This window comes from Anaerotruncus sp. DFI.9.16 (assembly GCF_024461615.1).
GTDB classification, from domain to species: Bacteria; Bacillota; Clostridia; order Oscillospirales; family Ruminococcaceae; genus Anaerotruncus; species Anaerotruncus massiliensis.
Map to the genome: position 1 here is coordinate 1 of NZ_JANFZX010000026.1, position 21,997 is coordinate 21,997.

Below are 21,997 nucleotides of genomic sequence, written 5' to 3' on the forward strand. Positions count from 1 at the left end.
TTGCCGCTTGGAAAGCGGCAATTCCCGTCTACGCCCCGCCGGGCGCAGCGCGGCACATCTGAAGCGCCCTGAGAGGGATATCAAAGAAGAAGCTCCGCCGCTCCCCGAGCGGCAAAAAAGGAGGAATTCCCATCGCAATCAACAAGGCCATGCGCGCCGCGCTCAAAGCCCTCTCCTATCCGGACATCGACATCCGCAAGACCTACCCGATCGAGCGGGCGCTGCGGACGGCGGCGGGCAGGCCCGTTCTCTTCTATAAGCCGTGGGACCACGTGGTGCATTACGGCGACCACGACATTCCCGTGCGCATCTTCTCCCCCGAGACGGAGGGGGAGCACGCCATCCTGCTCTTTTTCCACGGGGGCGGCTGGGTGACGGGCAACATCGACAGCTACGACAAGGTCTGCCGCAATATGGCGAAGCTGACCGACCGTTCGGTCGTGTCGGTCGATTACCGCCTCGCGCCCGAATACCGCTTCCCCGCCGCGCCCGAGGACTGCTATGCGGTCGCGCGGGAAATCTTCCTCGATCTGAGCCTCTTTGGGATGCGGGCCGACCAGATCACGCTGATTGGGGACAGCGCCGGGGCGAACCTCGCGGCGGCGGTCTCGCTGATGGCGCGCGACCGGGGGGAATTCCTGCCGCGCAGCCAAATCCTTATCTATCCCGCCACGGCGGCCGACCATACGGAAAATTCCCCCTTTCCGTCGGTGCGTGAAAATGGAACCGACTATCTGTTGACCTCCAAGCGCATCTGCGAATATATGGAGCTCTACCGGAGCGGCCCGGAGGACTGTGAAAACCCCTATTTCGCGCCGCTGGCGGCGGAGGACTTTTCCAACCAGCCGCAGACCCTCATCCTCACGGCCGAATACGACCCGCTGCGGGACGAGGGGGAGGCGTACGGCGAGGCTCTCAAGCGCGCGGGCGTCCCGGTGGAGATGCACCGCATCCCCGACGCGCTCCACGGCTTTTTTTCCCTGCCGCCCCGCTTCGCGCAGGTGCAGAAGGCCTACGGTTACATCAACCGCTTTTTAGACGAGGTGAGTCATCCGGCATGTCAAGACAATCCTTAAAATGGAGCCGCCTGGACAACGCGGCCAAAATATTCCCCTCGACGAGCAGCAAGCAGGATCCCAAGGTCTTCCGCTTTGCCTGCGAGCTGTGCGAGCCGGTCGATCCGGAGGTCCTCCGGCGCGCTCTCGGCCGCACCCTTGAAAAGTTCCCGCCGTTTCGTTCGGTGCTGCGGCGGGGGCTCTTTTGGTATTTCCTCGAACAGAGCGACCTTGTGCCCGAGGTGTCGGAGGAAAGCAGTCCCCCCTGCTCTCCCCTCTATAACCCGCGGCGGCGGGGGCTGCTCTTCGCCGTCACCTATTACCGCTGCCGCATCAACCTGGAGGTCTACCACGCGCTGACCGACGGTTCGGGCGCGCTGCAATTTTTGCGCGCGCTCGTCTACGACTACCTGCTGCTGCGCCATCCGGACGCCTTCACGCACAGCCCGTCCGCGCTCGACTTCGACGCCTCCCGCTCGGAACGGGAGGACGACAGCTTCCGCAAGCACTACGTCCCGGAGCGGAAGGGCCGCGGGGAAAAGGCCCCGCGCGCCTACCACATGAAGGGCGCGTTGCTGCCTGGGGGCCGCATCCGGGTCGTGGAGGGGTCGCTGCCCGTCGGGGCGGCCGCCGCCAAGGCGAAGGAGCTGGGGGTGAGCATGACCGTCTTTTTGACGGCGGTGCTGCTCACCGCCGTCGCGGGCGAGATGCCCGCGCGGGAACGCAGCCGCCGGCCGGTTGTGGCCGCGGTGCCCGTCAACCTGCGCAATTACTTCGAGTCGGAGTCGGTCCGCAACTTCTTCGGGGTCTTTACCGCCGGGTACCACTTCCAGAACGGCTGGGCCTTTGACGAGGTGCTCGCAGCGGTGAAGGCGTCCTTCGCGCGGGAGCTCACCGCCGACCGGCTCGCCCGCCGCATGAACCGGCTGGCCGCGCTCGAACATAATCCCGTCATCCGCGTGATGCCGCTGGCGGTCAAGGACCCGGTGCTGCGGCTGTCCGGCTGGATCGCCGCGCGCGGGGAGACGACCTCCCTTTCCAACCTCGGGCGGATCACGATGCCCGCCGCCTGCGCGCCCTTCATCCGCGCCTTCGACGTGTTCATCAGCGCGCGGCGGCTCCAGATGTGCATGTGCTCCTACGGGGACCGGCTTATGCTGAGTCTCACCTCCCCCTTTGTGAGCACCGACGTGCCCAAGCGCTTCTTCCGGATCCTCACCGGCATGGGGCTGCCGGTCGAGATCAGTTCCAATCCCGTCAGCGAGGAGTGAGCTTCCATGCGTTACTGTGAAAAATGCCGGGTCACGGTCCGCGACAGCCGGGAGGACTGCCCGCTCTGCCAGGGGCCCCTCTCGGGCGAGCCGGAGCCCTGCGTCTTCCCCAGACTGCCCGACGATCACCCGCCTTACCACCTGCTCATCCGTGGCATGGTCTTCCTGTCAATCGCGGCGGTGGTCATCTGCTTCGCCATCAACGCGATCGTCCCCTCCAGCTCGTGGTGGGCCCTCTTTGTCGCGGCGGGTATCGCCTGCATGTGGGTCTGCCTCTGGTCGGTCATCCGCCAGCGCAACAACATCCCCAAGAACATCCTCTGGCTCGTCTTCTGGCTGTCGCTGCTCGCCGTGCTCTGGGATGTTTTCACCGGCTGGCACCGCTGGTCGCTCAACTACGTCGTCCCCAGCCTCTGCGTCTTTGCCATGGCCGGGATGGCCGTGATCGCCCGCGTGCTCCATCTGCGCGTCGAGGATTTCTTCATCTACCTGATCATCGACGGGCTGTTCGGCGTCATCCCCATCCTGTTTCTGCTCTTCCGGTGGGTCACCGTCGTCTACCCCTCGGTCGTCTGCGTCGCCTGCAGCCTGCTTTCGCTCGCCGCGATCCTCTCCTTCGAGGGGGAACGCATGCGCGCGGAATGGAAAAAACGGATGCACCTGTAAGCCGCCCGCGGGGCGCCGAACAGGAAAAAGGCCGCCCATTTGGGCGGCCTTTTCCTTGCAGGAAGACACATGGCTGTGAGGTCGGTCAAATGGAAGGCGTCAGCAGCAGCCGACCAGCCGGTCCTTAAAGCCCGGCCGCTTGCGCAGCGTCCTGGTGATCTCGCAGAAGAAGAGGACGGTCTCCTTTTCCGGCTCCTCCGCTCCGCGCATGCACACGCTGCGGCAGAGGAAGACGGTGTCCGCCTCCTCGCAGTAGGGGATCTCCCCCTCCCGGGCGGCGGTCAGGCCGACCGCGTCGAGCGTCCCGTATCTGGCGAGGGCGTTGAGGCTGTCCCGGAAGGCGGGGGTGTCGAAAAAGCTGATCGAGCAGGGCTTGCCCGCCTCGAGCAGCGCGCACACCCGCGAATCCCGCGGCAGGAAGAGGAAGGCGCACGGCCTGCCCGCGAAGACGCCGAACGCCCCCTGCGGGGCGGAAACGGCGTCGCCGTTTTCCCCGGCGGCGATGACCGCCGGATTGTCGGGGAGGGTGAAGGGGTTCTGCTCCAGCTCGCGGGGCTTCTTATCGTAAAATTTCATGTGGGATCCTCCTTTACAGATGCTTCGCACACGGCGGCGCGGGAGAGCCTGCGGATGAGGTCCACCCCGTCCCACGTGAGGGAAAATTCCAGCGCGCGTCCGATCGGGACCATCCGGTCCGCTCCCCTGGGGCGGTGCGCCCGCAGGAAGGCATGAAAGGCTTCCCGCTTTACACCGTAGTGGGTGACCGTCTGGCACTTTTCGCCGCAGACGGGAAGGAGCGCATCAAGGGAATCCGCCGCCGCCTCGAGGAAGAAGCCGCCGCCCGGATGGAGTTCCATCGCGGCGGGCGTGAGCGCGGGCAGCTCCACCCGCACAAGCAGGTTCCCCCTCGTGAGCAGCCGCGCGCCGGGGCAGTCCGCCGCGATGCGGCAGAACGCCTCCCGCTTCGCGACGGCGAGCGCGGCGGGCCAGTCGTATTCCGCCGCCGCGAGCGCCTCCACGCGCGGCCAGAAGTCCGACCGGGCCTCCCCCGCCCGCTCCCCGAGCCACAGTACCGCGCGCGGGGCGGCACAGGAACGCTGGTCGTTTTGGTAGGTGTCGTTGTAGAAGTCCCGGGCGAGCGCGTCCCGGTCCGCGTGGTCGAGATACGCGCCGCTCTCGATGACGCAGGCGGACCAGCGGTCGGCAAAGCAGATTTCCGCCGCGCGGGGCTTTAGCGGAAAGGCCCGCACCCGGCGGACCGTCTCGTCCCCGCCCCATATAATCCGCGCGTCGCAGAGGGCGGAAAGCGCCTCGGTGAGGCCGCTTTCGCGCGGATAGCGCAGACAGGCGGCGTAGGGCCGCAGGTCGGAAAACGCGCCGGCGAGAAGCTCCTCCAGCGCGGCGCAGACGAGCGCCGCCTGCGGGAAGGGCTCGGAGGGCAGCCGCACCGCGTTCGCGTTGCCTGCGAGCAGCCCGGCCGCCAGCGAATAGGCGAAGTTGAGGGGCACGTTGCCCGGCGCGATGTGCAGCGCCATCCCCCTCCCCAGGCGGAATTCCCCGTCGAGGTAGGGCTTTCGGCGCTCCTCCATGGCCGCGCGCCGGCACCAGAAGGCGAGCGCGGCGAGATCGGGAAACCGCCGGGCCTCCGGGCGGGAGAGCAGCGCCTTCGAGAGCGCGTCGAAGAGGTCGAGGACGCGGGGCGAAAAGGGTTCGAGCGGCGGCGTCCCGGGCATCGCCGCAAGCGCCGCCGCGTCCCCCACAAGGAACGCCGCGTCAGCCGTGTTCAGCCGCATAGGTATCGCTGCACCCCCTCAGCTCGGCGGCCCTGAGCCGCCCGAGCACCGCAAAATATTTGCCCCGCCGCCCGCAGGGACAGCCGTCCTCCCCGAGCAGCACCCCCCGGTCCTCGGTGAGCAGGCTGTGCCCCGGGTAGGATTCCGGTAGGATCGACTGCACCTGCAAAATCCCCTCCTCCCCCGTTTCGCAGAGGGAGAAGTCGGACACGCGGCGCACAAACAGGTCGGAAAAGGCGCTCACATGCAGGTGTCCCCGCTCGCACGCCATGAAGATCGACCCGGTCTGCTCCGCCATGCCGTAGTAGTCGTGCACCCGGCGCAGCCCGAACCCCTCCGCCAGCCGGCGGCGGAATTCCTCCGGGCCGACCGCGCGGTCGGCAAGCGTCTTCCAGCCGCCGCCGTGGATGAGCACGCCGTTTTGGAAGTTCCAGGCGCGGCCGCTTGCCGCGAGCGCCTCGAAGAACTGCCAGACGAGAAAGGTAAAGCCGAAGAGCAGAAACGATTTCCCGCCGTATGTTTCGAGAAACGCGGACACCGCGTCAAGATCGGGGCGCATGTCGTCCCCAAGCGCCCACGTCCGGCCGCGCCCGAAGCTGGCAAACCCCGCCACCCCCGCCGCGCGCGCCGTGAACCGGCCGCCGCGCAGCACCGACGGACAGTCGATCACGAGCATCGGCAGGCGGTCGGGCCCGATGAAGTCGGAGACGATCGCCGCCAGCGCGCGGCGCTGGCCGTCGGCGGTCGGCCCGTCGAGATAAATTTTCGAGGGGACCTGCCCCGAGGTCCCCGACGAGGTCACGACCCGCGCCACCTCCCCGGGCGGCACGCTGCAAAGCTCGAGGGTCTTGAAGAGCCCCACCGGAAGAAAGGGAAACTCCTCCGGCGCGCGCGCCGACGCGGGATCGAAGCCGAGCGCGTCGAGGATGTTCCGATAGGGCGGACACCGCCGCCGGTGGGAGTCCGTCAGCGCCGCGAGCACCTCTGTAAAGTATTTTTCCTTTTCATCGGGCGTGAGCCCGAAGGGCGGAGCCTCCCAGAGGCGCGCCGCCGCGTTCACAGCAGCCCCTCCAGCTCGCGGTAGAGGATCTTTCCCGCGCCGCTGCGCGGGATCTCCCGCACATACCGCGCGCTGACCGCCCGCCGCCGCACCCCCAGAAGCTCCGCGAGCCGGTCCGCCGCCCGCTCGGACAGCGCGGGGTCGGTCAGGCAGACGCAGAGCGCGTCGTCTCTCCCGAAGCAGGCGCAGTCCACGCCGGGGAACTGCTCCTTCACGAGCCGTTCGCACCCGTCGAGGCTCACCCGGCTTCCGAACAGCTTGATAAACCGCTTTTTGCGCCCCACGATCGTGTAGTAGCCCTCCTCGTCACGGATGGCCATGTCGCCGGTCAGCAGCTCGCCCCGCCGCTCGTCCCCCCTCGCGAGGTCGGCGGCGCACGCGGCGTAGCCCATCGTCACGTTGTCCCCCTCGTAGCGAAGCTCCCCCACCTCGCCGGGCGAATCGATCGCGGCGCCGTCCACGTCGAGCAGGGTGAACCTCCCGCCAGGGATCGCGATCCCCATGCAGCCGCGCTTTTCAAGCGCGCGCTCCCAGGGCAGGTAGCCCATCCGCGCGGTCGCCTCGGTCTGCCCGTACATGACGTAGAACCGCTTGCCCCGTGCGTCGGCATAGCGCGCGCAGGTTTCGTGCAGCTCGGGCGGCAGCTTGCCGCCCGCCTGGGTGAAATAGCGCAGGCTCGGCAGCTCCATGCCGAAGAAGCCGACCCGCTTTAAAATCTCATAGGTGTAGGGCACGCCGCCGAAGCTCGTCGCCTCCCGCTCCCGGAAGAGCCGCCAGAAGTCCGGCTCCACGACGCTGCGCCCGGTCAGGATGAGCGACGCGCCCGCCAGCAGGTGGCTCTGTACGATCGAAAGGCCGTAGGTGTAGTTCATCGGCAGCGTCGTGATCGCGCGCTCCTCCTCCCCGATTTCGAGGTAGCGGACGATCGCGCGCGCGTTCGATTCGATGTTGCGGCGGCTCTGGCGCACGAGCTTGGGGCTTCCCGTCGACCCGGAGGTCGTCAGCAGCAGCGCGAGGTCGGGGTGCATGGCGGGCGGGGCCTCCCCCCTCCCGAGCAACGCATAGCCCTCGAGCGAAAGGAGGCGCTTTGTCCCGGGGAAGCCCCCGGCCATCCGCTCGGGCAGCCAGAGGAAGCCGGGCCGGTAGGTCTCCAGCAGGCCGTCGAGCAGCTCCCGGTGCATTCCCGCGTCGAGCAGCAGCGGCACCGCGCCGCCCGACAGGAACCCCGCGTAGCCGCAGAGCGCCCCATAGCTGTTTTCGCAGAACGAAAAGACGAGCGGCCGCCCCGGCGTACACGCCGCGACGCGGGCCGCGTCGGCGCACAGCCGCCCGTAGGAGTAGACCTCTCCCCCCTCCCCGTAGGCCGCGGGGCGGATGGGGGGCCTTTCGTCAATCCCAAAGATCATGGCGCGCCCTCCTTTTTCAGAATGTGACGCCGTATTTCCCCAGAATCTCCTTGCCCCGCTCGTAGGTGTTGAGCGCCATCACGTCGGGGGAGGAGATCGAAATGTCGAACGCCTCCTCGAGCCGGACCACCAGGTCCATATGCCCGACCGAATCCCAGTTCTCGTTGCGCCGGTAGACGAGCGATTCGCCCAGCTCCTCTTTTTTGACGCCGAGCGCCTGCACAAAGGCCCGGTCGTATTTCTCCAGATTGGTCATGGGTGTTTGCCTCCCCTTTTAAAAAAGCCCGTATGGCCTGCATACGGGCTTTTTTCTCAGAATTTGCAGTGGAACCGGCGTTCGTACTCCTCGATGAGCTCCGGCCGCGCGTCGGGATGCGCCACCCCGATCAGCTCGCGGGCCCGCTCCCGCAGGGTCTTGCGCTTGAGCTGCGCGATGCCCTGCTCGGTGACGACATAGTCCACGTCGTACCGCGAGGTCGTGACCGCCGCGCCGTGGTCGATGAAGGAGACCACCTTGGACACGCCGCCCTTGGCGGTCGAAGGCATCGCCATGATCGTGCGGCCGCCCCTGGACATGTTCGCGCCGCGCACGAAGTCCACCTGGCCGCCGACGCCCGAGATCTGCTTGAGTCCCACCGAGGTGGAGACCACCTGCCCCATCAGGTCCACCTGCACGCAGGAGTTGATCGAGACGAGGTTGTCGTTCTGGCAGATGACGCGCGGGTCGTTGACGTAGTCGACCGGCAGCATCTCGACCTCGGGGTTGTTGTCCACGTAGTCGTAGAGGCGCCGGGTGCCCATCAGGAAGGTGGCGACGCTGCGGCCCCTGTGGATGTTCTTGCATTTATTGGTGATGACGCCCGCCTCGACGAGCTCGACCACGCCGTCGGAGAACATCTCCGAGTGGATGCCGAGGTCGTTTTTCTCCTTGAGGAAGAGCAGCACCGCGTCGGGGATCGCGCCGATGCCGAGCTGGAGGCAGTCGCCGTCCCGCACGAGGGAGGCCACGTTCTCGCCGATCGCGCGCTCCACGTCGGTGATCTTCGGCGGAGCCAGCTCGATGACGGGGGTGTCCGCCTCGATGATGCAGTCGATGTCCTTCACGTGAATGAAGCTGTCGCCCAGCGTGCGGGGCATGTTCCGGTTGATCTGCGCGATCACGAGGTCGGCGCACTCGGCCGCGGGCTTGGTGTAATCGACCGAGATGCCGTAGCTGCAATAGCCGTGCTCATCCGGCGGGGAGAGCTGGAGCAGTACGACGTTCGGGTGCAGGCGGGTGCGGAAGAGGTCGGGGATCTCCGAGAAGAAGACCGGGGTGAAGTCCCCCCTGCCCTCCGCGATCGCCTTGCGGGTGGTGCCGCCGAGGAAAAGGCTGTTGTGCCGGAAATTCCCGGCATATTCGGGCTGGCAGTACTCCGCCTTGCCCATGGCCACCATGTGGACGATCTCCACATCGCGGTAGGCGGCCGCGTTTCTCACCATCGCGTCGGAGAGGAGGGTCGACTCGCCCGTCGCGTGGGTCACGACGACACGATCGCCCGATTTGATCCGCTTCACCGCCTCGTCCGCCGTGGTGAGCTTCTGCCTGTAAAGTTCCTTCCAATCCATGGTGTGTGTCACTCCTTATCACTCTGCGCCGCGAGCAGCGGGCGCAGGAGCCTGTCATAGTCGGCGGGGCTCGTCAGCACGACGGCGCCCAGCCGCGCGGTAAGCCCGGCGCGTGACGCGCACGCGGCCGGGCACCCGCAGATGATCGCGGCCACGTCCGCCGGTTCCTCCGCGCGGACGATCCGCACGCCGGGGAAATCGGCGCGCAGCCGCTCTGCCAATTCGGTTCGTTCGTAGCGCGGGTTGCAGCCCCCGCAGTATTTCACCGCGACGGTCATCCGTGCCTGCGCGCCAGCAGCTCCCGCGCCTCGGCCAGAAGCCCGTCGCTCACGCCGCCCAAAAGCAGCACCTGGCTGACCTCCGGGACCTGGGCGCGCACCTCCTCCGCCACGAGCATCTGCGCCGTCAGCGACGCCGAGGGGCAGCCGGCGCACTGCCCGATGAGGCGCACGCGCAGCACGCCCTCCCCGTCGCAGTCCACCAGCTCGATGTCCCCCTGGTGCAGCGCCAATTGCGGGCGCACCCGTTCGTCAAGGACCCGTTCGATCCTGTTTACAAGCTCCATACGCCGTTCCCCCAGCATGACCGGTCCATTATTCGGTGATATGGGCGATCTTCTTCGCCAGCTTCTTCTTCATCGCGAGGTTGCCCTGGCGCGAAATCATGATGCGCTGCGCCTGCGGCGAGCCCGCGCCGTGCATCGACTCGGTGCGGTAGCCGACGGCCGCCGTGCCGAGCGAGAGGTTCTCGATGAGCCGCAGGATGCGCAGGCGGTTCTCGGTCGAAACGTCCGCCACGCCGCGCAGGTATTTGTCCACATAGGGCCCGAGCTTACCGTCGCGGAAGTCCGCCTCGCTGGGCGCGGTGACCATGAGCCCGCCCGCGATGTCCTCCGCCAGCCGCACGATCTCATAGGGGAAGCGGGTGACGTTCTGCTTGCAGACGTTGGCGAGCAGCAGGTCGATGATATAGTTGCCGCTCTCGGTCGGGTGGCCCTCGGCCGAGCAGGCGATGCCGCAGCAGTAGAGGGTCTCGTTGAGGTGGGTCATCTCGATGAGCTTATCCTTGATGTGGCTGGCGCGCGCCGCGCCGTTGTAGTCGGCCGCGACCGCCGCCGCGCCGATGAGCACGTCGCCCACGCCGACCTTGCAGCCGCCGTAGCTCTGGCGGTGGTAGCCCGCGAACCGCTCGACGAGCATGCCCGCGTACTCCGCCTCGCCGCACATGAAGATGCGGTCGTTGGGGACGAAGACGTTGTCGAACACGACGAGCGCCTCGACGCCGCCGAACTCGGCGTTGCCGACGTCCATCTCGCTGCCCTCCCGCTTACGGGTGTCGCAGCTCTGGCGGCCGATGACCATGAAGATGCCCTTGGTGTCCACCGGCACCGCGAAGGAAACCGCGTAGTCGCTGTCGTCCGGGCCCATCGAGCAGGTCGGCATGACGATGACTTCGTGGGAGTTGATGATGCCCGTCTGGTGGGCCTTGGCGCCGCGCACGACGATGCCGTCCGGACGGCGCTCGACGATGTGCAGGTACATGTCGGGATCGGCCTGCGCGTGCGGCGCAAGCCCGCGGTCGCCCTTCGGGTCGGTCATCGCGCCGTCCACCGTCAGGTCGTTCTCCTGGCAGTAGAACATGAAGTTCTTGAAGTTCTCGAAATAGTGGGTGCCGTACTTCTGGTCCATCTCATAGGTGGTGGAGTACTCGGCGTTGAACGCGTCCATACCCACGCAGCGCTGGAAGCAGGCCGCGGTCTGCTGGCCGAGCAGGCGCTGCATCTTGACCTTCTTGATGAGGTCCTCGGTGCTGCGGTGGATGTGGGTGAAGCGGTTGATGCGCTTGCCCGTCTCGGGGGATACCGCCGTCATGATGTCCTCATACTCGGGCATCTGCGCAAGATCGTAGGTCATGCGCACCGAGTTGAGGGAGGGGCGCAGGATGGGGTCGTCCACCGGATTCTCCACCCGTTTGCCGAACATGTAGATCTCCATATTGAGTTTGCGGATACTCTCGATATATTCTTCGCCCGTCATGAGTGCCATTGCCCTAGTTCCTCCCTTTTTTCAAAGCTCAATAAAGCTCCCCGTAAATTTTGCGAACCCGTTCCGCGTCGAGCGGCACGAAGTTGTTGCCCATCAGGCGGCCCTGCGTGGTCATGACCGCTTCGGTGAAGGTGTCGAGGTCCTGCACCGTCACGCCGTACTCATGCAGCGCCTTCTTGGGCAGCACCTGGTTTAAAAGCTCCTCGAGCTTGTCGTACACCTCGCCCACGCCGCAGCCGAGCAGGTCCGCCAGGTAGCCGTTCATCACCGCGATCTCGCCGTCCTGCTTGATCTCCATGTAGTTTTTCAGCACGCCGGTGAACATCGCGTAGTTGCTCTCGCCGTGGGGGACGTGGTAGGTGCCGCCGAGCGGATAGCTCATCGCGTGCACCGCGGCGCAGCCGGCGGTCCCGAACGCGAGGCCCGCGTAGTTGGAGGCGATCAGGAAGTCCTCCATCAGGCCGCCGAGGACCTCGCGGCCCTCCTTCACCAGCTTCTGGTAGCTGCGGATGATCATCTCGATCGCCTTGTAGCCGAAGAGCTTGGTGTAGGCGGTCGCCTTGGGCGACAGGCTCGACTCGACCGCGTGCACGAGCGCGTCGATCGAGCTGGTGGCGAACACGCCGAACGGCAGGCTGCTCAGGAGCTCGGGCACTAGCACCGCCGCGTCCGCGAACATCTTCTCGCTCGCCAGGCCCATCTTGGTGCCGATGCGGGTGCGGTTGATGATCGAAATATTGGTGACCTCGCTGCCCGTGCCGCAGGTCGTCGGGACGATGACCAGCTCATGGCGCTTTTCAAGATTCGCGACGTTGTCGTACAGCGCGTCGACGGGGCCGCCGTCCGAAACCGCCAGCACCTTCGCGATGTCGATGACCGTGCCGCCGCCGATCGCGATGATCCGCTTGCAGCCCGTCTTCACCGCGTCCGCCGCGATCGCGTCGACCATGACGTCGGTCGGCTCGCCGGCGCCGTATTTCTCCTGGAAGATCGTATGTACCGGCAGGTTCAGCTTCCCGAAGTAGGGGTTGAAGATGTACTCGTTCGTCAGCACGAGGTCGTTTTCGCCCAGCTTGAACGCCTCCGCGAATTCCGCGCAGCTTGCGAACTTGTGCAGCTCCGGTTTCACGATAATCAATTTCATACTTGTGCGCTCCTTTTCCATTTTACGGATAACGAGGGAAAACAGAGCCGATCTTTTCAGTTCAGCCCTGTTTTCCCGTGTGGCCGACGAAAGATGCGGTATCCCGTTAAGGGATGTTACGCCGCCGTAGCCTTTCTGTTTTTGAAGCGGACGACCGACTCGCTGCCTTCGACGACAGCCCAGACGATGATGCCGACGAGAAGCGCCTGCGCGGGGGTGAAGAAGGTCAGCGCCGCGGCGATGACGCAGGCGATGCCGCGCTCGTTGGCGGTGGTGGCCATACGCATGCCGATGTTGCCGCAGGCGAAGCACTGGACCGCCATCGTGATGCCAAAGAAGATGGCGAACGCCGGCTTGATGAGGGTGACGAGCGGCAGGATCATAACCGCGATCACAGTGGACGCGCGGAAGGTGCAGACGCCGCCCCAGTATGTACGCATGGTCTTGTAGCCGCGTTTGTAGCGCTCGGTGATGGTCAGCAGGCCGGAAGCCCACAGCGGGCCGCACATCGGGACCCAGGGGGCGAACACGGACATGATGCCGTTACGCAGGAAGCTGACGAGGTTGGAACGGCCGGCGTCGAAGATGACGACTTCGTCCGGACGGGCCGCCGTGGCCTCCGCGACGACCTCTTTCGCGAGGACGAAGTCGGAGAACGCGATGATGTAGGTGGTCAGCGCCGACGGAATCGCCGCGAGGAAGAAGCTCATCTCGGGGAAGCCGATTCCGAAGATGGTGAAGTGCTCCATCACGAAGCCGAAGCTGAGCGGGGTGAGTCCCCACTGGATCTGGGGCATCGGAATTTCACGCAGCAGGATGGGCGCCAGGATGATCGCAAAGAGCTGTGCCGGGACGACGCCCTGGTTACGAACCAGCCTCCAGAAGTTCGAGGTCCTTGCCTTGCGCTCGAAGGAGGGGTTGAACAGGAACAGGTAGGACAGCAGGCAGGCGATCGCGACCGTCCAGGGGGCTGCGGGCATACGGGCCTGGAAGACGTTGACGCCCGCCGTGATGCCGGCGCCGAGCACGATGCCCGCTTTGATGGACATCGGGACGCATTCCACCAGCTTGCGGCCGATGCCGGTCGCGCCCATGATCAGGAAGCAGAGGGCGACAAGCATTTGCAGCGCAATCATTGCCTTAATTCGATCGACGTTGCCGGTGGCGTAGTCGGGGATGCTCCACTGCTCGAGGAACTTCAGCGTCAGCGGAAGCGCCGGGGTGATCCAGCCGGGGACCACGGGGTCGCCCAGCAGGGAGGGCAGGTAGTAGCAGACCGCGTTGAGAACGCCGAAGGTCAGCGCCATCAGGAACGCGCCGTTCTCGGTGAGGCCCAGGGCGGCGATGTTCGCCGGCTCGTTGAGGCCGAAGGTGGTCATCGTGGTGGTGACGCCCGCGCCCAGGCAGGCGACGCCGAGGAACATGGCGGCGGCACACTCGGTCCACTGCCACTCGTGGTGGATCAGGGGAATACGGATTTTGAACGGGCCAATCTTGATTCCGGGCTGTTCCTCACCATAGCCGCGTTTTTTAAGCGGGAACTTTTCGGTCATGAAGCCCTCTGGGACAACGTTGGTCTTCTCGGTTGTCTCGGTCACTGACAATCTCCTCCTTTTGTCTCTTTCGGGTCGCCGCCGGGCCGGTGCGCGCATTTCCGGCCCCGGGCGCCCAACAATGGACACAAAACAGCCTCGCACAATCTTGCCGCTGTGCGCCTGTCTTTTCACGCTTATTATATCGGCTCTGAACCCGAAAGTAAATAAAAAAAGTCCTGTTTATGAAAAGATTGTGAATGTTGTTTTATTTTTAACACGTTATTTTATGCATTTTTGTTGTGCGTTTTTAACAAAGAATTGTGGCAATTATCGTCTGATATATATGAAAATCCCCCAGTCCGTTGCAATTTAGCAACAGATTGGGGGATTTCGCAGGGGGAAACAAGCCCTATTTCCCGGAAATTTTGTTGCAAAAACGAAACATCAATCAAAACTGCAACAATTCATTGCGCGTCCCGCTTGCGCCTGCGGACGAAGGTGGAGGGGTCGAGTCCCAGGCTTTTGGCCGCGTCCCGGACGTTGCCGAACCGCGCGTAGGCCCGGTCGAGGTAGCTGCGCTCCACCTGCCGCAGGATCGCGCGCAGGTCGACCGGCTCGGTCAGCTCGGCCAGGTCCTCCTCCTCCAGCCGGATCTCGTCCGAGATCGGAAGGTCCTCCAGCTCGATCGGGTTGCGCCCGCTGAGCACGATCGTCCGTTCGACGACGTTGTGCAGCTCCCGCACGTTGCCCGGCCAGTCGTAGCTCTTGAGCCCGAGCAGCGCGGTCTGGGAGAACTTCTTCTTCATATTGTATTTCTTGTTGAGCTCCGACGCGAAGAACTGCACGAAGGGGATGATGTCCTCCCGCCGCCTGCGCAGCGGCGGCACCTCGACCGGAAGGGCGTTGAGGCAGTAGTAGAACTCCTCCTGCAGCTTCTTTTCGGCGGTCAGCTGCTCGAGGTCGTGGGAGGTCGACGCGAGCACGCGCGCGTCGACCCGGACCGGGTCGGGCGAGCCCACCCGGGTGATCGTCTTTTCGTGGATGAGGCGGCAGACCTTCATCTGGATGTCGGGGGGCAGCTCGCCCACCTCGTTCAAAAAGATCGTGCCGCCGCTGCCCGTCTCGAAGAGGCCGGGGCGCACCTCGCCGTCGCGCGCGACCCCGAAGAGCTCCTCGTTCATCGTCTCGGGCGGGATCGCCCCGCAGCTCACGGTGACGAACTTCCCCTTCTTGCGGGCGGACTTGGAGTGGATGTATTTGGCGACCGTGCTTTTGCCGACCCCGCGCTCCCCCACGATGAGCACCGTCGCGTCGAGCGGCGCGAGCTTGTCCGCCGTGCGGATCGTCGCGATCGTCGCCGCGTCGACGGCGATCAGGTCCGGGCGGCTGCCCAGCCGGCGGCGCATCGCCTCCAGCTCGTCCCGGTACTGCTTGGACTGCGCCCAGCTCTCCTCGAGCTGGCCCTTGAGGGCGTACATCTCGGTGACGTCGCGCACGTTGGTGACGACCATCACGATGTTGTTGTCCTGGTCGAAGGTCGGTGTCGAGGTGATGATCGCGCACCGGCCCGTCTTGAAGGTCTGCTCGAGCGTCACCGAGGTGCCCGCCTCGATCGCGAGCAGGGTGCCCGAGCGGGAGATGACCCCCGTCGTCTCGAGGGTGCGCATGTCCTTGCCGAGCACCTCCTCGCGGCGCAGGCCGCTGATCGCCTCGTAGCTCTTGTTGATCATGAGGGTCACCGCGCTGCCGTCGGTGATGTAGATGCCGTCGAAGGAGGATTCGATGATCGCCTCGAGCCGGTCGCGCTCCATGAGGATGTCGCGCGGGTCGTCCCCCTCGGGGCGGTGCGATGGGATCAGATAGGTTTTTTCCCGCCGTGACAAGCCGGTCTCCTCCCCTCTGTGCTATCTGCCGCGGGCGGGGCGCTTTTTCTCCCGCTCGGCCGCCTCGCGCGCCGCGAGGTCGTAGTGCTTGCTGAGGCCGGAGAACTGCTCCCCCGCCCCGCCGGTGATCCGGCGCAGCAGGACCATGCGGTCGTCCCCCTGGTCGCGGAGGAAGCTGTCGAACGCCTGCTTGTCCGCCGCGGTGCGGATGTTTTCCAGATGCTCGCTCGCCGTCAGAAAGGTGCGCGCCTTGTGGAACAGGGCGGCGATCGGCTCGCGGAACTGGCTGTTCATCCGGCGGTGCCTGCCGCAGCGGTTCTCGATCTCGAGCATCGCGTCCATCATCTCGTCGTAGAGCTTGACCACCTTGCCGCCGCTCGCGCGCTCGATGACCGTGCGGATCGCCTCCGGCTGCTCCCCGAGCGGGAGCGGGCGCACCGCGTCCCCCTCCCCGCGCTCGACCGCGAGCTCCGCGGCGGGCGGCCGCGCGGAGACGTGGTTGGAGATCTTTACGTAGGCGAACGCGAACCTGTCCACCGCTTCGCGCAGGCCGTGCTGCTGCTTTCTGCTGAAATAGAAGCAGAGGACGATCGCCGCGATCATGACGATATAGCCGATCCGGATGAAAATTTCCATGCTGTATCCCCTCAAATCAATTCGTCGTTGGGCCCCCGCGGGCCTGCCCGGGACTTGCGCAACCCCGGCGGGTGTGGTATGCTTTTGGAAGCAACGCGGCCGGGCCTCCCGGCCGGATAAGGAGTGGTCCTTCCATGAAAAACGTCAGCGGCACCCGTTCCCGGCCCGTCGTCTCCACCGCGCTCTTTCTCGCGGCCGTCCTGGGGCAGGTCTGGTTTTGGCGCAAACTGCTCTTCGGCGGGTCCCTCGCCGGACAGCCGCCCGTCCTTTACGTCGAGCTGGCCTTCCTGGCCGTGATCCTGGCGCTCGCCCTGCTCACCGCACGCCCGCGCGGGCTGGGCGGGAAAAAGCGCTGCGCCGCCGCGCTCGCGGGCTTTGCGCTCTACGCCGTCTTCAACGTCGTCAACATCCGGCAGTTCGCCGCCTTCAACATGACTTCCTCCGACTCGTCCTATGAGAGCCTCGGCCCCGCGCTCGTGGCGCTCAAGCTCTTCATCGTGCTGGCGGGCGTCATCGCCGCCATGCCGGTCGCGCCCGCGCCCGACGGGCGCGAATACGCCGACCGCCTCATGACCGCCGCCCAGCGCCAGAGCGCCGAGTGGGCGAAGGCGGGCGCGAAGGGCGCGCAGAAGGACCTGCAAAAGACGATCGACAGCCTGCGGGGGCAGCTCTCCACCGAGGAGCTCGCCGCGCTCCTCAAGGACCTCCAGGGCGGCGCGAACGCCGGCGGGCCGGCGGACGCGCAGGCCCCCGCCGGGGAGCCCCCGCGGGAATAATTCTCCGCGCGGCATGATCCGCGCCGCACGGCGGCGCGGATTTTTTGCGTCACCGCAGAGCTACCTGCCGCGTCCCTGCTCCTCCGTGCTCTTGGCGTCCCGCTCGTTGCGCCGGAAGGCGACCCCCACGCAGGCGAGCACCAGCAGGTTCGCGAGCCAGATGCCCCAGTTGTAGACCGCGACCGAGCGCACCAGGTTGACGAGCACCGTCACGATCGCCGCGATGTAGTAGATCCGGCTGAGCAGCAGGGAGGACTTCCCCGTCTTGGCCGTGATGACGAGATTCGCCGCGAATGCCAGCAGGATGAACGCCACCCCTCCGAAAACAAGGTAGAGCGCATAATCGACCCAAGCCATTGTGTTTCCCCTTTTCCTTTGTTTGCCGCGGGCGCGCCCGCGGTTTTCCCGCGGCGTCCCGCCGCGAATCACTTCCAGTATAAACGAAAATCTCCCCGGTGACAACCCGCTTTCCGAATCCGGTGCAAAATCCCCCGGGCAGATGGAAGGGGCGGCCGCTTTTAGCGGTCGCCCCTTTCGATGCTGGCGCCCCGCCCGAGGAGGCGGCGGGGCTATTTGCAGTGGATTTCGCACCAGAGCTCCTGGATGGGCGGGATCTTCTCCCGCATACCGGGCGCGAGCAGACTCCAGAGGATCCCCCTGGTGGGCTTGGGGAATTCGTTGCGGGTCTTGATGACGCGGGTGGGGGTGACGATGTAGTCGATCGCCGTGTCGTAGACGCGCACCTCGACGTCCACGTCGACGACCTGGCAGTCGTGCCCGACCGCGAAGACGGGGGTGTCGGTGTCCACGACCCCCTTGGTGTAGAACATCGCCCATTCGAGGTCGAAGTAGCCGTGCCCCTTGCCGAAGCGGATGCCGCTCGGCGTGATGGCCGACGCGCCCGTCACGAGCATGTCGATGTGCTTAATCTTTTCGGCGATCTCCCGGAGGGTGATGAACTTCCAGTACCGCTGCACGCCGTCGAGGGTGGAGGCGAGCTCCTCCTTGCCCTCGGGCACGCTGCCCGGCGCGATGAGGAAGACCCCCCGCTCGATGCCGTAGTTGGTCATGAGGATCGTCTTTTTGTCGCGGATCGCCCGCTCCCGGAAGGTCTCCAGATTGTTGTCGGGCGTGATGAAGACGACCTCGCTGTTCCTATAAATCTCCGTCGCGCAGAGGTTCTCCGCGCAGAGATCGCTTCCCTCATAGTCCGCGATGAACTCGCTGAACTTCCAGCTGAAGCGGGAATCGGGGCGGGCCACCTTGCGCAGCTCCTCCCAGATCAGCGGGCGCGCCGCCTGCGCATCCATCTTTTCCATCCTTCCGCCTCCTCAATTCCGGGCGGCGCAGGCCGCCATCTCATGTGCGAGCGACCGCAGGTCGAAATGGTTGGCCGCCTCGATCGTGTCATAATAATAGGAGTCGTAGGCCGGCGCGCCGTTGAGCGCCCCGACGATATAGCCCGCCATCGCCGCCACCGTGTCGGTGTCGTTGCCGATGTTGACCGCCGAGAAGATCGTCTCGAGTGGGTGGCCGTTGGTGGACATGACCAGCCCGAACACGCAGGGCACCGCCTCGGAGACGTGCAGGCCCGCGCCGACCACGTCGCCCAGTTCAAGCATCGCGCGCTCATAGTCGCCGCAGTGGCGCAGGCCGATCTCCGCCGCGAGGGAGATGCGCTTTTCAACCGACGGGCCCGCCAGCTTCTTCGCGAAGCCGCGCGCCAGCCGCATCCCCTCCCGCGCGCCGTAGAGGCCCGCGTTCACGATGTCGACGGCGTTCCTGCCCTCGACCATCGCGCAGCTCACCGCTGCCGCGATCGCGCAGCCGCCCGAGATGGCCAGGTCGTTGTCGTGGGTGACGCGGATGATCGTCACCGCGTCCGCCACCGCGCGGTCGAGGTCCCCCGGATGGAGCATCCCGACCGGGCCGATCTTCATGCCCGCGCCGTTGGTCGCCTTGGCGTTGTCGCAGGCGAGGAAGCTGTAGCCCTCGGCGGGCGTCTCCCCCTTGAGGCGGGCGATGCCCGCGCGGGTGGTCGGGCCCGCGTAGTTGTCAAAGTACTCGGGGTGCTCCGACCAGGTCAGCACCGAACGCTCGGCCACCCCCCGGTCGATCTTCCCGCCGTTTTTGACGATCTCCCGCGCCGTGTAGTAGGCGAGGGAAAAGTCGTCGGTGACGTAACCCGCCACGGCCCCGCGCGCGAAGGTATCCTCCGGCGCCTGGCGGAATTCCCGCACGTAGCCGCCGAATTTCTCCCTGATCAGTTCGGGGGGTGCGGGTCTCGGTCGCGGCGCCCATCGCGTCCCCGATCGCGCCGCCGAGCAGCGAGCCCAATATTCTCTCTTCCAATGTCATTTGTCGCACTCCTTCCATCTAGTCCTGATCTGAAAAACGGATACCCTGCGCGCGCAGGAGCCGTTTTGCCGCCGCTTCGTCCGCGAGCCCCGTCCGGGAGCCCACCTGCTGGATCTGAATCGCCGCGGCGGCCGTGGCGAGCCATGCGCACCGCTCGAGGGGGTATTCCCTCGCAAGGCAGGAGACGAACACCGCGTTGAAGGTGTCCCCCGCCCCGGTGGTGTCCCGCACCGGCACCCGGAACGCCGGGACCGCGAAATGCGCCTCCTTCGTGAAGACCTCGCAGCCCGCCGCGCCCCGCGTCACAACGACGATCTCGGGGCCCTGGGCGAGCATCTCCCTCGCCCCGCGCTCAAGGTCCCGGTGCCCGACGTAGCAGGCGAGGCCCTCCTCGTTGGGGAAGACGATGTAGGCGAGGGAAAGCGTCTCCGCCTTCTGCTCGGGGGTCATCCGGTCCGACTCCGGCTCGAAGTCGAGGGAGACGCGCACCCCGCGTTTTTTCGCCTCGCGCCCCACCGGCAGCACAAGGTGCGGGTAGGTGCCGATCATGTGTACGTATTTTGCCTCGGCCAGATAGTCGAAGTCCACCTCCTCCGGATAGGGGGAGATCGCCGCCGTCTGGCAGATGGACATCGATTTTTCCCCGCTCGCGTCGAGGTTGGTCACGGTGAAATAGGTGTCCTCCCCCGGCCGCACGATGCTGTGGGAAATATCCACGCCCCGTTTTTCCAGGTCCCCGAGGGTGAGCCGGCCGAAGTCGTCCTCCCCCACCGAGACGACCGCGCCGCACTTCGCGCCGAAGGCCGCCGCCGCCGAGAGGTAGTTTGCGACCATGCCGCCGGGGAACTTCCCGAGCATCTGGCCGAGCACCTTCTCATCGTGCCCGGGGATGTGGTCCACCTTGAGCATGATATCGATATCCGCGTCGCCGACGCCGATGATGTCGAACATGCCGCCGCCTCCTTTCCGTCTATGCCCGCGCCCGCTCGACCTGCTCCATGTAGCGGCGCGCGCGGTCGGGGTTCACGGGGTTGAGCAGGTCGCCGTCCTTGATCCACGCGCCCACGCACACCCCGTCGAACTGCTGGAGCAGCTCGTAGACGTTGTCGCCCGTCGACCCGCCGCCGAGGATGATGGGGGCGTTCCCCACCTTCGGGCGCGTCCGCGCGACCATCTCGAGGCTCTCCCGCGCGTTCCTGCCGCAGAGGAAGAGCCCGTCCGCGAAGCACTGGCAGACCGCGTCGAACGCCGCGTCCTCCACCGGCTTGGGGCAGATCTGCACCGCGTGCGGCTCGTAAACGTCCGCGTAGACGGGCATTTTGGAGCCGAGCTTGCGCTTGAGCCGGGTGATCTGCGCGCACTGCCCCTGCAAAATGCCCGTGGAGGTGACCTCCGCGCCGACGTAGGCGTGCTCGACGCGGACGAAGTCCGCGCCCGCCGCCTCCGCCACCGCGAGGGAGGCGCAGCCGTCCCAGATCATCAGCACGCCGAGGATCTGGTCCGGAAATTCCCGCCGGATCGCGCCCGCGAGGTGGGTCATGTAGGCCACCGCCTCGATGGAGGACGCCTCCAGCACGGGGATGTCGTTAAAGTTCTGGAGGATCACGCCGTCGTAGCCGTAACGGTCGTAGACCGCGACCTCCTCAAGCAGCTTTTCGGTGATGGTGCCGATGCTCTCGCCGCCGTGGCGGAAGCTGCCCGGCAGGGCGAGCGGCTGCGCCATGCCGATGGCGATCTTCTCTTTTCCGCGGAACATCATTCGCCCTCCCCTTCGATCTTCGCGATGTACCTCAGGCTCATGCCGAACATCGCCGCCGGCGGAATGACCCCCAGCTCGGTGATGTACCCGGTGATCTCCGCCGGCCCGACGATCGCGAGGTCGGGGCAGCGGAAGTCGGTCGCCGCCCGCATCTCCTCCGGCCAGGCGGCCGCGAGGTACCGCGCGAGGTCGCGGCCGAGCTCCTTCTTGCGCCGCCCCTCGATCCCCCGCATGTTGACCTTGATCATCGCGGTCGGCACATAGAGGGGCTTGCCGAAGCGGGCGCAGAGGATGGCGACGAGGTCGGAGCCCACCGTGTTGGCGGCGCTGCCATCGGGGAAGAAGGTCTCCGCCCCGATGAACGCCACGTCCGCCTTCCGGGTGAAGGCGGCCAGCGCCGCGTCGGGGAAGAAGACGGGGCTGTGCCCCAGCTTCAGCGCGTTCACCACGAAGGGGCGGCCCCCGTCGAGCGCGCGGCTCTCGGGGACGTAGACGGTCATCTTTTTGCCGTGCTCGGCGGCCGTCTCCATCATCGCGTTGACCGTGCTCGAATAGTCGAAGACGAGCATCGAGGAGAGGTCCTCCAGCACGTTCCAGCCGTATTCCTTGATCTTTTCGATCCAGCCGGCCGACATCGCCTCATAGTTCTCGTGCGCCTTCAGAAGGAATTCCCGCGTCCGCTCCAGCGGCTCGGACGCATAGGCGTCCAGCCCCTTCGTCATGATCCGCATGGCGGTCAAAATCGCGTGGCTCGACTCCCCGCGCAGCTCCCCGAAAAAGCCGGAGAGCTCCTTCACCCGCGCCACCAGCTCCGCCGAATCGAGCCCGCGGACCGGGGCGTTCTCCGCCAGATCCCGGTACATCCGGCCGATCCCGTAGATGTTCGGGCTCGCGCCCAGCTTGCGGGTCAGCACGATGTCGTCAAAATGTTCCGCGCCCTCCGGGGACAGCCATTCCCGCAGGCGCTCCGCTCTGTTATCCATTCTTACCTCCGTCCGATAC

The 21,997-nt window shown here is 66.0% G+C and carries 23 protein-coding genes; 4 read left to right on the plus strand and 19 right to left on the minus strand.

The features are described 5' to 3' along the window. Positions 1 to 149 precede the first annotated feature (149 nt). The 3 genes from NE609_RS10715 to NE609_RS10725 are packed head-to-tail and all read left to right on the plus strand — an operon-like array spanning position 150 to position 2,992. The gene (locus NE609_RS10715) at positions 150 to 1,076 is read left to right on the plus strand and encodes an alpha/beta hydrolase (protein WP_199724034.1); all 927 of its coding nucleotides are present in this window, start codon (positions 150 to 152) and stop codon (positions 1,074 to 1,076) included. Then, a complete protein-coding gene (locus NE609_RS10720; RefSeq protein WP_121587197.1) occupies positions 1,058 to 2,326 on the plus strand; it encodes a hypothetical protein in 1,269 nt (422 codons plus the stop codon). The genes NE609_RS10715 and NE609_RS10720 overlap by 19 nt, the downstream gene beginning before the upstream one ends. A gap of 6 nt (positions 2,327 to 2,332) precedes the next feature. Further along, complete coding sequence (locus NE609_RS10725; protein ID WP_121587198.1) at positions 2,333 to 2,992, plus strand: DUF6320 domain-containing protein; 660 nt, start codon at positions 2,333 to 2,335, stop codon at positions 2,990 to 2,992. A 99-nt stretch (positions 2,993 to 3,091) separates the two neighbouring features. Here the strand turns inward: NE609_RS10725 and NE609_RS10730 are convergent, their stop codons facing one another. From NE609_RS10730 to NE609_RS10790, 13 genes are all read right to left on the minus strand, one after another. Beyond that, positions 3,092 to 3,568, minus strand: coding sequence for a hypothetical protein (locus tag NE609_RS10730; RefSeq protein ID WP_121587199.1), 477 nt, complete (start codon positions 3,566 to 3,568; stop codon positions 3,092 to 3,094). Beyond that, on the minus strand, positions 3,565 to 4,785 hold the full coding sequence (locus tag NE609_RS10735) for an acyl-CoA reductase (protein ID WP_256152483.1): 1,221 nt from the start codon (positions 4,783 to 4,785) through the stop codon (positions 3,565 to 3,567). The genes NE609_RS10730 and NE609_RS10735 overlap by 4 nt, the downstream gene beginning before the upstream one ends. Next, positions 4,766 to 5,845 carry an acyl-protein synthetase gene (locus tag NE609_RS10740; RefSeq protein WP_256152484.1) on the minus strand — a complete coding sequence of 360 codons (1,080 nt, stop codon included), beginning with the start codon at positions 5,843 to 5,845 and terminating at the stop codon, positions 4,766 to 4,768. The genes NE609_RS10735 and NE609_RS10740 overlap by 20 nt, the downstream gene beginning before the upstream one ends. Further along, positions 5,842 to 7,251: an AMP-binding protein gene (locus tag NE609_RS10745; protein ID WP_256152485.1), complete on the minus strand. Its 1,410-nt coding sequence runs from the start codon at positions 7,249 to 7,251 to the stop codon at positions 5,842 to 5,844. The genes NE609_RS10740 and NE609_RS10745 overlap by 4 nt, the downstream gene beginning before the upstream one ends. 16 nt (positions 7,252 to 7,267) lie before the next feature. Further along, positions 7,268 to 7,507 (minus strand): acyl carrier protein, encoded by a 240-nt coding sequence (locus tag NE609_RS10750; RefSeq protein WP_101547996.1) that lies wholly within the window; start codon positions 7,505 to 7,507, stop codon positions 7,268 to 7,270. 56 nt (positions 7,508 to 7,563) lie between these two features. Next, the gene (locus NE609_RS10755; protein WP_121587203.1) at positions 7,564 to 8,859 is read right to left on the minus strand and encodes an acetyl-CoA hydrolase/transferase family protein; all 1,296 of its coding nucleotides are present in this window, start codon (positions 8,857 to 8,859) and stop codon (positions 7,564 to 7,566) included. An 8-nt stretch (positions 8,860 to 8,867) separates the two neighbouring features. Continuing rightward, positions 8,868 to 9,137 (minus strand): hypothetical protein, encoded by a 270-nt coding sequence (locus NE609_RS10760; protein WP_101547991.1) that lies wholly within the window; start codon positions 9,135 to 9,137, stop codon positions 8,868 to 8,870. After that, positions 9,134 to 9,424: a NifU family protein gene (locus NE609_RS10765; RefSeq protein WP_101547987.1), complete on the minus strand. Its 291-nt coding sequence runs from the start codon at positions 9,422 to 9,424 to the stop codon at positions 9,134 to 9,136. Before NE609_RS10765 ends, NE609_RS10760 begins: the two co-directional genes overlap by 4 nt. Before the next feature lie 28 nt (positions 9,425 to 9,452). Then, complete coding sequence (locus tag NE609_RS10770) at positions 9,453 to 10,904, minus strand: 4-hydroxyphenylacetate 3-hydroxylase family protein (protein WP_101547983.1); 1,452 nt, start codon at positions 10,902 to 10,904, stop codon at positions 9,453 to 9,455. Positions 10,905 to 10,932: 28 nt separating this feature from the next. After that, positions 10,933 to 12,048 (minus strand): 4-hydroxybutyrate dehydrogenase, encoded by a 1,116-nt coding sequence (locus NE609_RS10775; protein ID WP_101547979.1) that lies wholly within the window; start codon positions 12,046 to 12,048, stop codon positions 10,933 to 10,935. Between the two features lie 116 nt (positions 12,049 to 12,164). After that, positions 12,165 to 13,646, minus strand: a complete 1,482-nt coding sequence (locus NE609_RS10780) for a hypothetical protein (RefSeq protein ID WP_256152486.1) — start codon at positions 13,644 to 13,646, stop codon at positions 12,165 to 12,167. 401 nt (positions 13,647 to 14,047) lie between these two features. Continuing rightward, a complete protein-coding gene (locus NE609_RS10785; protein WP_256152487.1) occupies positions 14,048 to 15,466 on the minus strand; it encodes a sigma-54-dependent Fis family transcriptional regulator in 1,419 nt (472 codons plus the stop codon). Positions 15,467 to 15,487: 21 nt separating this feature from the next. Then, the gene (locus NE609_RS10790) at positions 15,488 to 16,102 is read right to left on the minus strand and encodes a hypothetical protein (protein WP_101547975.1); all 615 of its coding nucleotides are present in this window, start codon (positions 16,100 to 16,102) and stop codon (positions 15,488 to 15,490) included. 134 nt (positions 16,103 to 16,236) lie between these two features. On the opposite strand from NE609_RS10790, the gene NE609_RS10795 reads away from it, so the two are divergent. Then, on the plus strand, positions 16,237 to 16,878 hold the full coding sequence (locus NE609_RS10795) for a hypothetical protein (protein WP_101547973.1): 642 nt from the start codon (positions 16,237 to 16,239) through the stop codon (positions 16,876 to 16,878). A 60-nt stretch (positions 16,879 to 16,938) separates the two neighbouring features. Here the strand turns inward: NE609_RS10795 and NE609_RS10800 are convergent, their stop codons facing one another. From NE609_RS10800 to NE609_RS10825, 6 genes are all read right to left on the minus strand, one after another. Continuing rightward, positions 16,939 to 17,235: a hypothetical protein gene (locus tag NE609_RS10800; protein WP_101547971.1), complete on the minus strand. Its 297-nt coding sequence runs from the start codon at positions 17,233 to 17,235 to the stop codon at positions 16,939 to 16,941. Positions 17,236 to 17,447: 212 nt separating this feature from the next. After that, positions 17,448 to 18,197 carry a 5-formyltetrahydrofolate cyclo-ligase gene (locus NE609_RS10805; RefSeq protein ID WP_101547969.1) on the minus strand — a complete coding sequence of 250 codons (750 nt, stop codon included), beginning with the start codon at positions 18,195 to 18,197 and terminating at the stop codon, positions 17,448 to 17,450. Between the two features lie 12 nt (positions 18,198 to 18,209). Further along, positions 18,210 to 19,145 (minus strand): ADP-ribosylglycohydrolase family protein, encoded by a 936-nt coding sequence (locus NE609_RS10810; protein ID WP_305144894.1) that lies wholly within the window; start codon positions 19,143 to 19,145, stop codon positions 18,210 to 18,212. 109 nt (positions 19,146 to 19,254) lie between these two features. Further along, complete coding sequence (locus NE609_RS10815; RefSeq protein ID WP_121587208.1) at positions 19,255 to 20,187, minus strand: carbohydrate kinase family protein; 933 nt, start codon at positions 20,185 to 20,187, stop codon at positions 19,255 to 19,257. 19 nt (positions 20,188 to 20,206) lie between these two features. Then, entirely contained in the window at positions 20,207 to 20,992 is a 786-nt protein-coding gene (locus NE609_RS10820) for a BtpA/SgcQ family protein (protein WP_256152489.1), read from the minus strand. Next, the gene (locus tag NE609_RS10825) at positions 20,992 to 21,978 is read right to left on the minus strand and encodes a translation initiation factor eIF-2B (RefSeq protein ID WP_256152490.1); all 987 of its coding nucleotides are present in this window, start codon (positions 21,976 to 21,978) and stop codon (positions 20,992 to 20,994) included. The genes NE609_RS10820 and NE609_RS10825 overlap by 1 nt, the downstream gene beginning before the upstream one ends. Positions 21,979 to 21,997 lie beyond the last annotated feature (19 nt).